The sequence below is a fragment of the Streptomyces recifensis genome, assembly GCF_002154615.1.
Lineage (GTDB): Bacteria > Actinomycetota > Actinomycetes > Streptomycetales > Streptomycetaceae > Streptomyces > Streptomyces griseoluteus.
Window position 1 is genome coordinate 1 of record NZ_MUNH01000117.1, and the last position, 10,396, is coordinate 10,396.

Here is a 10,396-nt window from a genome sequence, read left to right on the forward strand (position 1 = left end):
GAGCATCTGTGGCACGCGGGTGACCAGCGTCAGGCGGCCCGTCTCGTCCGGGACAACACGGCCGAGCTGACGGCGCTCGTGGAGTACGCGTCCCGCCCCGATGCACCGGCCGCTCAGGTGACGGCGGCGCTGGCCACGGTGACCGACCTGTGGTTCTGGTGGACGGTGCACGACCATGGCGAGGAGGGCCGCGCCCATCTGGGCCGCCTGCTGCCCCGCGCGACCGCCGACGACCACCTCACCGCCCGTGCCCGCTGGCTCGCCGCCTGGCTGCACGCCCCTGGCGACCCGGCCACCGCCCGCACCCTGCTCGGCCAGGTCTGGCCGGTGGCGGTCCTCGCCGGGGACGACGCGCTGATCGGCTGGGTCGCGCATGTCCAGGGGGTGGTGGCGTGGGAGCGCGGGGACGCCCGTACGGCCGCCGAGTGCTTCCGGCAGGCCGCCGACACCGTCCCGGCGTTCGCCCCCGGTGGCCCGGCCCCCGCCGTGAGCCTGGCGGCACTGGCCCTTGCCCAGGCCCGCAGCTCACCGGGCGCGGCGGGCCGCAGCGCACGCCGGGCGCTGTCGTCCCCCGGCGTACGCGACGACGCCTGGGCGACGGCCCTCGCCCGCTACGCCCGCGCCTACACCGACCACCACCAAGGCCACACCGCCCGCGCCTGGCACCGCGCCCACCGCACCCTCGCCACGCTGGACGCCCGCGTGCCTTTGCCGGGCACCCCGGACTCCCCCGACATCCCGTCCGTACGCGTCTTTCTGCACCGCCTGCTCGCCGACATCGAGGCACCCCGGACCACGCGAGCCACGGTGCCGGCACCTCGGACGGACACGCCGGTGCCGAGCAGAACGTCCAGCCGTATGTGAGGGGCAATCGGGTGGTTTCACGTGAAACACGAAGGCGACCGGGTCAGCCCTTGAGTGCCGTAGGGCGCCAGCGCCACCCCGCCGCGTGCAGCGCCTCCGCCCGCTGGACCGCGATCCGGACGCGGAGCCGGGCCTCGGCATGGTCCCGGAAGGCTTCGGACGCGGTGTGCTGGGTGGGGTGCTTGCGGTAGAGGGTGCCGGGCTCGGCCTGCATCCAGCCCGGACTGACCGCCTCGCAGCTCAGCAGCAGCGCGCCGTCCTCGAACGCGGGCAGCGCGGGCCAACCGCCCAGGAGCCGGACCAGCTCGGAGTGAACGGTCTGGGTGGTCCCGACCACCGGCATGGCCCCTCGCGCGGCCCCGTCCAGCAGGGCCCGAGCGGGCAACGGACCGGGCTCGGGATCGTAGGGTCCGGGCTCGAGCCGCCCGTCGGGGTGCAGGTCGAGGCAGGGGGCGACGGTCCACCCGTAACCGGGCTGGGCCACCAGCACCTCGATGTCGCGGGCGAGCGCGTCGGCATCGGGCAGCAGATCATCGGCATCGACGCAACGCAGCAGGGCGCCGCCGACCCGAGCCAGCCCGAGCGTACGAGCCCGCGCGGCCCCGCCGTGCCGCCCGGTCCCGGTGGAGATCCACGCCTCCTCCGGCAACACCCCCGCCGGCCGCCCCGTCTCCCCGTCCTCCTGCACCACCCACTGGAGCTCCCACCCCTCGGGCAACCGCTGCGCACGCAACGAGTCGTACAACTCCCGCAGATAGCCGTGCCCACCGTCGTGAACGGGCGTCAGGACACTGAGCGTAGGCATACGAAACGCGCTCCCCTCCGACAGCCGAGGCCCAGCCCCGAACATCCAAAAGCGTAATGCGCACACACACCCCCAGGCCGGCTCCGCAAAAGGCCCCCCAAACTCCCGAGGCCGACAACACTTCTTCCGTCCGGACCGGCGCGGTCGCGCCCAGTGCGTATTAACGTTCTCGGGCACTGAGTGCGCGACGCGTCGCACGGTGTCATCGGCGCAGGTCGACGCCGGGGGGAGGCGCGTCCGCAGGGCACTACTTGGGGGGTGGGTCATGCAGGAGTTGGCCAAGGGAGCCAATGTGGCACTGGCGGCGCTGAGCGAGAGCGTCGACTCCGTGGTGGTCGGCCTGAATTGGACGAGCCCCACGGGCGAGGGCGATGCGGACGTCTCCGTACTGCTGCTGAATTCCGACGGCAAGGTGCGCAGCGACGCCGACTTCTACTTCTACAACAACCCCGTCGCGCCGGACGGCAGCGTGCAGTTGCTCGGCAAGACGCCCACGGGGGACGGCAGCCAGGACAGCATCGGCTTCGACCTGACCGCGATCCCGGCGGGGGTCACGCGCATCGTGGTGGCGGCGAGCCGGTACGAGGGGGCGCACTTCGGGGAGCTGGAAAACCTGCGCCTGACGCTGGCGGACGGCGTCGGCACGGACCTGGTCGGCTTCACGATCACGGACACGGGCCCGATGAGCGCGTTCATCTTCGGTGAGCTGTACCGGCGGGACGGGGCGTGGAAGTTCCGCGCGGTCGGCCAGGGGTACGGCTCCGGACTCGCGGGGCTGGCCACCGATTTCGGCGTGGACATCGACGACGACGCGGGGGACCAGGCGCCGGTGCCGGCGCCGGTCGAGCAGACGCCACCGGAGCCCGTACACGCGCAGGTCCCCGCACCCCGCCAGGCCGTGGCCGTGAAGGCGCCCGCCCGTCCCCGTACCGCGAAGAAGAAGGTCACGCTGCCGAAGGCGCCCCGGCGGTCGCTGGCGGACAACGACTCCTGGCGGGAGGCCCGGCTGTTCCCGGTGTCCGCGCTCAAGAGCGACCGGGACCGGGAGGCGCGGGCGACCTCGGTGCTGCTGTCGGTGATGGCGCAGATCCCGGAGTTCGGCCGGCGGCTCACCGCCGGCTTCGGCGCGCCGGCCGGACGCATGGAGACGTTCACCGAGGTCACGCTGCCGCACGGCGACACTCCACGCCGCCCGGACGGAGTGATCCGGGTCGAGCGGGCGGGCAAGCTGTGGACGGCCCTGGTCGAGACGAAGACCAATGGCAACGCGCTCAAGGCCGAGCAGGTCCAGGCGTACATGGACATCGCCGCCCGCCGGGGCTACGAGGCCGTCATTACGCTGACGAACGACGTCGAGCTGGAGGGCAGCCCGCTGGTCGACGTCAAGATCGACGGGCGGCGCAAGCACAAGGTGGCGCTGCGGCACCTGTCCTGGGCCGAGGTGGCGCACCAGGCGCAGATGCTGATCCAGCACGAGGGCGTGAACGACGCCGCGCACGCTTGGCTGCTCCGCGAGCTGCTGCACTACCTCCAGCACGAGAACTCCGGCTGCCACGGCTTCCAGAACATGGGCGCGGCCTGGGTTCCCGTGCGCAACGGCATCGACGACGAGACCCTCTGCCAGGGCGACCCGCGCGCGCTGGAGGTGGTGGAGAGCTGGGAACGCCTGGTCCGGCAGGTCTGCCTGCGCCTGGGCGGCGAACTCGGCCACAAGGTACTGCCCGTCCAGCGCACCCGGCGCGGCATCGACCCGGCGGCGCGGCGGGCTCTGCTGGCCGACCAGCTCTGCGCGGACGGCCGCCTCGGCGCCGAGCTGCGCATCGAGGGCACGCCGGGCGTCCTGGCCCTCACTGCCGACCTCCGCACGGGCCGTCTGCGCACCTCGATCGAGATCCCGGCGCCCACCCAGGGCTACCCCCTGAGCTGGGCCAAGCGCCTCGTCCGCCGCCTCGCCGAGGCCCCCGCCGACCTGCATGTCGAGACCCTCCTGGAGGGCGGGGGCGGCGGCCCCCGCAGCACCCTGGAACGCCTCCGACCCGAACCCGGCAACATGCTCCCCACCACCAACACCCCGGTAACCGCCTTCCGCCTCTCCCTCCTGAAAACCATGGGCAGCACCCGGGGCAACGCCGAGTCCAGCTTCATCCGCAGCGTGGACGAGGCGGTACACCGCTTCCACCGATCGGTCGTGGCGCACCTGGAGTGAGGGGGACTCCGTAGGGGTCACACCCGCTCGAAGTGCCGTACGACCGCCTTCACCACCGCTTGAGCCGCCCGCGTCGGGTGCCGTCGCCGGTGGTGGGCCAGGTGGATGGGGACGTCCGGCAGGGGCGGCCCCGCGACGAGGGTCAGGCGGCCCTCCTCCAGGGCGCGGGACGCGTTCGCGTGGGGGAGGACCGTCAGGCCGAGGCCCGCGGTGACGCAGGAGCGGGCCGCCTCGATGCTGCCGAAGCGGGTCATGCGGGGGTGTGCGCCGGGGACCGCCTGGAGCTGGCCGGCGAGCCAGTCGCTGTAGGAGCAGCCCTGTTCGTGGAGGAAGAAGTCCTCCTTGGCCAGCTCCTCCCAGGTCGCCGGACGGGTACGGTCCGCCAGCCGGTGGCCCGGGGCGCACAGCAGGTCCAGCGGCTGGGCGGCGATGCGTTCGGCGGCGATGTCCGCGTGGTCGACGCGCTCCTCCAGCAGCAGGGCGAGGTCCAGCTGGCCGGAGCGCAGGCCGGTCAGCGCGGCGGAGGTGCCGCGGGGCTCCAGCTGGACCTCCACCTCGGGGTGGAGTTCACGCAACGCGGCGACGATGAGCGGCAGATGGGCCGAGCACAAGGTCTCGCCCGCGCCCACCACCACCGTCCCGGTGACGGGGCCGTCCTCGGCGGCGGCCGCGAACAGCCGGGACTCCGCCTCCAGCACCTCCTCGGCCGTACCGAGCAGCCGGCGCCCGTCCTCGGTGAGCAGCGCCCCCCTGGCCACCCGGTCGAACAGCCGCGTGCCCAGCGCCTTCTCCAACGCCTTGATCTGTACGGTCACCGTGGACTGCGCGAGCCGCAGCTCAGCCGCCGCGGAGGTGAAGCTGCCCGTTCTGGCCAGCGTGGCGAAGGTCTGGAGGAGCCGGGTTTCCATGGCGGAAGGGTAGCCAGCCATCGAGAGTGCCGATGGCCGGTATGAAAAACTATCGTTGGCGTTGATGCCCCTCGGGGCGCCAGCATGAGGACATGGCTCACACCACGGCACCCGATGTCCTGCGCTACGCGGCCTTCACCCCCGACCCCCATGGGGGCAACCCCGCCGGGGTCGTCCTCGACGCGACGGGCCTCGACGAGCAGCGCATGCTCGCCGTCGCGGCCGAGGTCGGCTACTCCGAGACCGCCTTCGTCACCGGACGGGACGACGCCCGACGCCGGTTCACGCTGCGCTACTTCAGCCCCCTCGCCGAGGTCGCCTTCTGCGGCCACGCCACGGTCGCCACCGCGGTGGCCCTCGCCGAACGCATCGGCACCGGTGAGCTCTTCTTCGACACCCCCGCGGGGGAGATCAGGGTGGAGACGACGGCCGGCCGGGACGGCACCGTACGGGCCACCCTCACCAGCGTCCCCGCCCACTCCCGCCCGGCCGACGCCACCGAGTTGACCGCCACGCTGGCCGCCCTGCGCTGGGACGCCGCCGACCTCGACCCGGCCCTGCCGCCGCACGTGGCCTTCGGGGGCAACGACCACCTGGTCCTCGCCGCCGCCTCTCGCGCCCGACTGGCCGACCTGGCCTACGACTTCGACGCCCTCGCCACCGTCATGCGCACCCACGGGTGGACGACCGTCCACCTCGTCTGGCGGGAGGACGACGGCAGTTACCACGCCCGCGATCCCTTCCCCGTCGGCGGCGTCGTCGAGGACCCGGCCACCGGCGCGGCGGCGGCAGCGTTCGGCGGCTATCTGCGCACCATCGGCCTGGTGACCGCACCGAGCGTGATCACCATCCGCCAGGGCGAGGACATGGGCCGCCCGAGCGACCTCACCATCGAGGTGGACCCGTACGAGACTCCCGTGAGGGTCACCGGGCAGGCCGTACCGATCGCCGCGCCGGCCTCCTGAGTCCCGCCCGTCTCATCCGTAAATGATCAGTCATGCCCCATCTGTATGCGGAACTCGGGCACTTGGCGTAGAGATTTCGAAACTTTTTGGGCAACCATTTTTCCCGCAGGCGAGTCAGCTATGCGCATACGTTGATCCCTGCTGCCCAGAGGTTCGTAATGAAGCTGCGTCGTTCCCTGGCCCTCGCTGCTGCGACGGCCGTTCTCTCTCCGGTCGTGCTCATGACGGCCTCGGTGGCGCAGGCGGAGGAGAACCCCTCGCCCTCGGCCACCGAGTCGGTCACGACGGGTGAGACCGAGCCCGAGGGCGGCGTCACCTCCACCCCGGCCACCGGCACCTCCACCCCGGCCGAGACGGGCACCTCCACCCCGCCCGCCGAGAACTCCACCTCGGCCGCGCCGTCCAAGGACACCACCTCGCCGTCGGCGTCCGCCTCCACCTCCGCGTCCACCTCGCCGAGCGCTTCCGCCTCCGCGTCGGCGTCCGCGTCCACCGGCCCGGAGGACTGCGACGACACCGACCCGAAGCTCGACAAGGAGCTCACCACCAGCCTCACCGGGCTGCCGTCGAAGATCGTCGCGGGCAGCGGGTTCCACGGCTTCAAGCTCAACGTGAAGAACTCGGGCGAGCACGCCTACAAGCGGGTCGACCTCGGTGTCTTCGCCGCGGCGATGGGCGAGGACGACTTCTCCGACGCCACCCAGTACCTCACCCTGCAGTACCAGGACCCGACCTCGGGCAAGTGGAACGACATCTCCGTGGACCTCGACGACGAGTCCGCCGGCTACCTCGGCTACACCGACGTGAAGGCCAAGGAGTCGTTCTCCATCGACCTGCGCCTGTCGGTGGACAAGAAGGCCCCCGCCGGGGCCGGCTTCGCCATCAGCATCGGTTCGTACGTGGACGACGAGGGCAACTGCGTCTACGCCTCGGACGACGACTTCTACGAGTTCGACATCCTCGCCGCGGGCGCCACCCCCGGCCCGGTCGACGACTCCACCCCGAAGCCGCAGGGCGGCAGCAAGCCCCTGCCCACCACCAAGCCCGCCGGCAACACCCAGGTCGTCCCCCAGGGCCACCTCGCCGAGACCGGCTCCAGCTCGGCCCTCCCGGCGATAGCCCTCGCCGGTGGCGCGGCCGTCGCGCTCGGCCTCGGCGCGGTCTTCGTCGTCCGCCGCCGTCGCACCGAGGGCGGGAACGTCGCGGTCTGACGAGTCCGGAGGTGAGGGCGGCACCGCACGGCTGAGGTGCCGGCCGATCCTCCAGGGCTGAGGTTACGGCCACCCCGTATGACCAAAGCCACAGCCCGCCCCGTACGACCCCGAACAGGCCCGGACGGCCTCCCGTCCGGGCCTGTTCACGTGCCGTTCCCCGCCCAGGTCCGCCCGTTGTTGATCAGTTCTGTCCATAGGGGCGCTTTTCAGCGCCCTGTGCCGATAAGTTGAGGCGCATGCTGTCACGGGGGTTTTCGCGAATATCCGGCCCGACCGCGTCCGCCCCCAAGGGTCGGGCGCGGACGGGGCTCTGGGCCGCGGCGGGTGTGACGGCTCTCGGGTTCCTCGTCGCGCTGGAGCTGTCCGCGCGGCGGTACGGCCTGCCGGGGCCGCTCACCCACCAGGTCGCGGAGCTGGTGTACCGGCCCAAGTCGGGGGCCCTGCTGTACGCCGGCCTGGCGCTGACGCTGGTGGTGCTCCCCTGGCGGCAGCGCTTCATCGCGCTCGGAGCGGCGCTCGGCATCGACGTCGTCCTCGCGCTGACGCGCTGGGCGTTCGGCCTCGGTGGTGTCGGCGGGGACGAGGGCCGCGCGTTCGGCAACGGCGCGCTGTGGGTGGTGCTGGGGTGCGGGGTCATCGCGCTCACCCGTCGTACCGGCCGGGAGCGCGTCCTGCTGCTGAAGGGCGTCGGCCTGGGCCTGCTGCTGGTGGCCGGCCGCAAGACGGGCGACACCTGGCTGCTGATCACCTCCAAGACCCGTCCCCAGGTGCTCGATCCGTACGTGGCGACCGCCGATCACGCGCTGGGCAACCCTTCGTGGGTGGCGGGCCGGATCGTCGACGCCTCCGGCCCGGTGGGCTGGCACATCCTCCACGCGGTCTACGGCCAGCTCGCGGTGGCCGCGGTCGTCGTGGCGCTGTACCAGCTCCGCAACGTGGCGGCCGAGCGCCGCTTCCCGGCCCACCATCTGGTGCGTACGTTCCTGGTGATCGGCCTGCTCGGACCGGCCATCTACATGATCTACCCCGTGGTCGGGCCCGTCTTCGCCTACGGCACCGGCGCCTTCGGCACGGGCAGCGCGCACTGGGCCGTCGCCGAGATCTGGCCGCACACCCCGCCGGCGGTCGGGTCCCCGCACTCGGTGGTCTACGACGCGATCACGCCCCGCAACTGCATGCCCAGCCTGCACACCGCCTGGGCCACCGCGATCTTCATCCACTCCCGCAGAGCCCCGCGGTTCCTGCGCGTCGCGGGCACCTTCTGGCTCCTGGCCACCCTCGCCGCGACCCTGGGATTCGGCTACCACTACGGCATCGACCTCGTCGCCGGTGTGGTGTTCACGCTCACCATCGAGACGGCCCTGCGCGCACTCGACCACGGCTGGGACCGCCCGGCCGTACAGCAGGTCGCCGGGGGAGTGGCGTTCTTCACCGCCCTCCTGCTCGCGGTCCGCTTCGTGCCCGTACAGATGGCTCACCACCCCTGGACGGTCGGCCCCTTCATCCTCCTGGCCACGGCGGCGATGATCTACGGCTACCTCCGGACCACCGCCCGCTGGGAGCCGAAGCCCGCCCCGCCGGCGCCCCGGCCGGAGCCGCAGCTCGAACCGGCGTGAGGCGTCGTCGCGGCGGGGCTCAGTGGTCGTCGTGGATGCTCGTGGCGATGCCGTTCTTGATCACAACCTCCGCCGAGACGCCCTTCTTCGCGGCCGTCTCCAGCTGGGCCTCGGTGCACTTGGTGCCGCCGGTCACGCCCGGGTCGCCGCAGATGTCGTCGTAGCCGATGATCTCGGTGTCCTCGGCGAGGAGGAATTCCTGCTCGCTGCCCTTCTGGTCGCTGACCGTGTACTTGCCGGGGGCGAGGTACGAGACGTTGCCGAACCAGGTGCCGTTGACGCCGTGGCCCTTGTCGATGCCCTCGACGGCGGTGTCACGGGAGGGTGAGCCGGTGTTGGAGCCGGAGCCGGAGCCGGAGCCGGAGCCCGTGCCGGTGGAGGAGTCCGCGCCGGAGCCCTGCTGCGCGCCTTGCGGCTCCGACCCGCCGGTCCCCTGGGACGCGGGGGTCTCCGTGGCCGTCCCCGCGGTGGACGCGGTGCTCGTGCCGGAGGCGGTGGCGGAGTCCGAGCCGCTCTGGCACGCCGTCATCAGCAGCCCGGCCGTGATCGCGACAGAGGCGACGACGGCCTTGCGCAGGTGGCGGTTCATCAGAGGAAGTTCCTTTCGAAGTGGGGGAGGGCAGGAGGGCGCGAACGGTTCTCAGCGCACCGGGAAGCCGAACGAGTAACCCCGCTGCTTGAGCTCGGGCAGCACCCGGCGCAGCGCTTCGACCGTCTGCGAACGGTCACCGCCCGCGTCGTGGAACAACAGCGTCGGCCCGTTGGGGAGTTCACGCTCGACCGTGGTCACGATGGCGTCCGTGCCGGGCCGTTCGAAGTCCTTGGTGTCGACGTTCCAGCCCAGCGGACGCATCCCCCGCGAGGCGGCGAGCTTGCGGCTGGCGGGGGTGAAGGCGCCGCCGGGAGCGCGGTAGTACATCGGCCGTACGCCCCCGGACGCCTCGGTGATCATGCGTTCGGCGTCGAGGATCTGCCGCGACTGGTAGGACACGGGCTTCTTGTCCATCGCCGTGTCGTGCGACACCGTGTGGTCGCACAGCCGGTGCCCGGCGGCGACGACCTGCTTCACCAGGTCGGGGTGCGCCTGCGCCTGGGTGCCGACCATGCAGAACGTGGCCTTCACCCCGTACTCCTCGAGCACGGCCAGCACCTGGGGCGTCCAGGTGGGGTCGGGGCCGTCGTCGATGGTGATGTTGACGCCGCGCGCGCCCCGGTCGGAGGAGTGCGCGATGGTCATGTCGACCGGCTTGACGCTGCTCGTCGCGGGCTTCGGCGCGGGCCCGCCGGCGGTGTCGGCCTGTGCGGTCCAGATGGACGCGCCGACCGCGAGCATCGTGACGCCGAGCGCCGCCCCGACCACCTTGCCGTACCAGCCCCGCGTCCCGTTGTGCCGCGCCATGCCCGCCCCCACTCTCGCCCGTCCGACCCCGGCCGCGTCGCGACCACTTGTCAGGACGGAGGGCGGGAGCGGGGGGATGCGCGTGTTACCGATCACGGACAATTCCGGGGGAGTTCCCGGACAACGTCCCTACCAGACCAGGGCGTCGGCCGCGTTGTCCTGCCAGTACGTCACCGCGGCCGCGCTGTTGAAGAAGACTCCGCCGTTCGGCAGGTTCAGCGTCTTCTCCTTGCCGGTGCCGCCCGCGTTCCGGTCGGTGAAGAACACGCCGAGGGTCTTCTCGGTGGCACCGCCCTCGCCGTCGGGGGAGTACGTGGCGATGCCGGCGTACGCGGACTCGCCCGGCTTGAGCGTCACCACGGCCTGCGGCTTGCTGTCCTCGACGCGGGCGAGCGGGGCCTGCGCGTCGGCGCCGGCGC

The 10,396-nt window shown here is 72.3% G+C and carries 9 protein-coding genes and 1 pseudogene; 5 read left to right on the forward strand and 5 right to left on the reverse strand.

Annotated features, from left to right (window positions below):
* A pseudogene (locus CCN33_RS31895) lies at positions 1–864 on the forward strand (hypothetical protein); the annotation flags it as partial.
* 43 nt (positions 865–907) lie between these two features.
* On the opposite strand, the gene CCN33_RS07585 reads toward CCN33_RS31895, so the two are convergent.
* Positions 908–1,669, reverse strand: coding sequence for a glycosyltransferase family protein (locus CCN33_RS07585; protein ID WP_086692508.1), 762 nt, complete (start codon positions 1,667–1,669; stop codon positions 908–910).
* Between the two features lie 265 nt (positions 1,670–1,934).
* Between CCN33_RS07585 and CCN33_RS07590 the strand changes: the two genes are divergently transcribed.
* Positions 1,935–3,875 (forward strand): TerD family protein, encoded by a 1,941-nt coding sequence (locus tag CCN33_RS07590; RefSeq protein WP_086692510.1) that lies wholly within the window; start codon positions 1,935–1,937, stop codon positions 3,873–3,875.
* Between the two features lie 17 nt (positions 3,876–3,892).
* On the opposite strand, the gene CCN33_RS07595 is transcribed toward CCN33_RS07590, so the two are convergent.
* A complete protein-coding gene (locus CCN33_RS07595) occupies positions 3,893–4,783 on the reverse strand; it encodes a LysR family transcriptional regulator (protein ID WP_086692512.1) in 891 nt (296 codons plus the stop codon).
* Between the two features lie 92 nt (positions 4,784–4,875).
* Between CCN33_RS07595 and CCN33_RS07600 the strand changes: the two genes are divergently transcribed.
* The 3 genes from CCN33_RS07600 (at position 4,876) to CCN33_RS07610 (ending at position 8,578) form a co-directional block, all read left to right on the forward strand.
* The gene (locus tag CCN33_RS07600; RefSeq protein ID WP_086692514.1) at positions 4,876–5,748 is read left to right on the forward strand and encodes a PhzF family phenazine biosynthesis isomerase; all 873 of its coding nucleotides are present in this window, start codon (positions 4,876–4,878) and stop codon (positions 5,746–5,748) included.
* Positions 5,749–5,969: 221 nt separating this feature from the next.
* Entirely contained in the window at positions 5,970–6,959 is a 990-nt protein-coding gene (locus tag CCN33_RS32470) for an LAETG motif-containing sortase-dependent surface protein (protein WP_244173720.1), read from the forward strand.
* A gap of 239 nt (positions 6,960–7,198) precedes the next feature.
* Entirely contained in the window at positions 7,199–8,578 is a 1,380-nt protein-coding gene (locus tag CCN33_RS07610) for a phosphatase PAP2 family protein (protein ID WP_086692516.1), read from the forward strand.
* 19 nt (positions 8,579–8,597) lie between these two features.
* Here the strand turns inward: CCN33_RS07610 and CCN33_RS07615 are convergent, their stop codons facing one another.
* The 3 genes from CCN33_RS07615 to CCN33_RS07625 all read right to left on the reverse strand — a co-directional run.
* A complete protein-coding gene (locus tag CCN33_RS07615; RefSeq protein ID WP_086692518.1) occupies positions 8,598–9,167 on the reverse strand; it encodes a hypothetical protein in 570 nt (189 codons plus the stop codon).
* Between the two features lie 51 nt (positions 9,168–9,218).
* Positions 9,219–9,977 (reverse strand): polysaccharide deacetylase family protein, encoded by a 759-nt coding sequence (locus tag CCN33_RS07620; RefSeq protein ID WP_086692520.1) that lies wholly within the window; start codon positions 9,975–9,977, stop codon positions 9,219–9,221.
* 129 nt (positions 9,978–10,106) lie between these two features.
* The coding region (locus CCN33_RS07625) for a DUF4232 domain-containing protein (RefSeq protein ID WP_140394488.1) at positions 10,107–10,396 on the reverse strand (290 nt) is incomplete at its 5' end.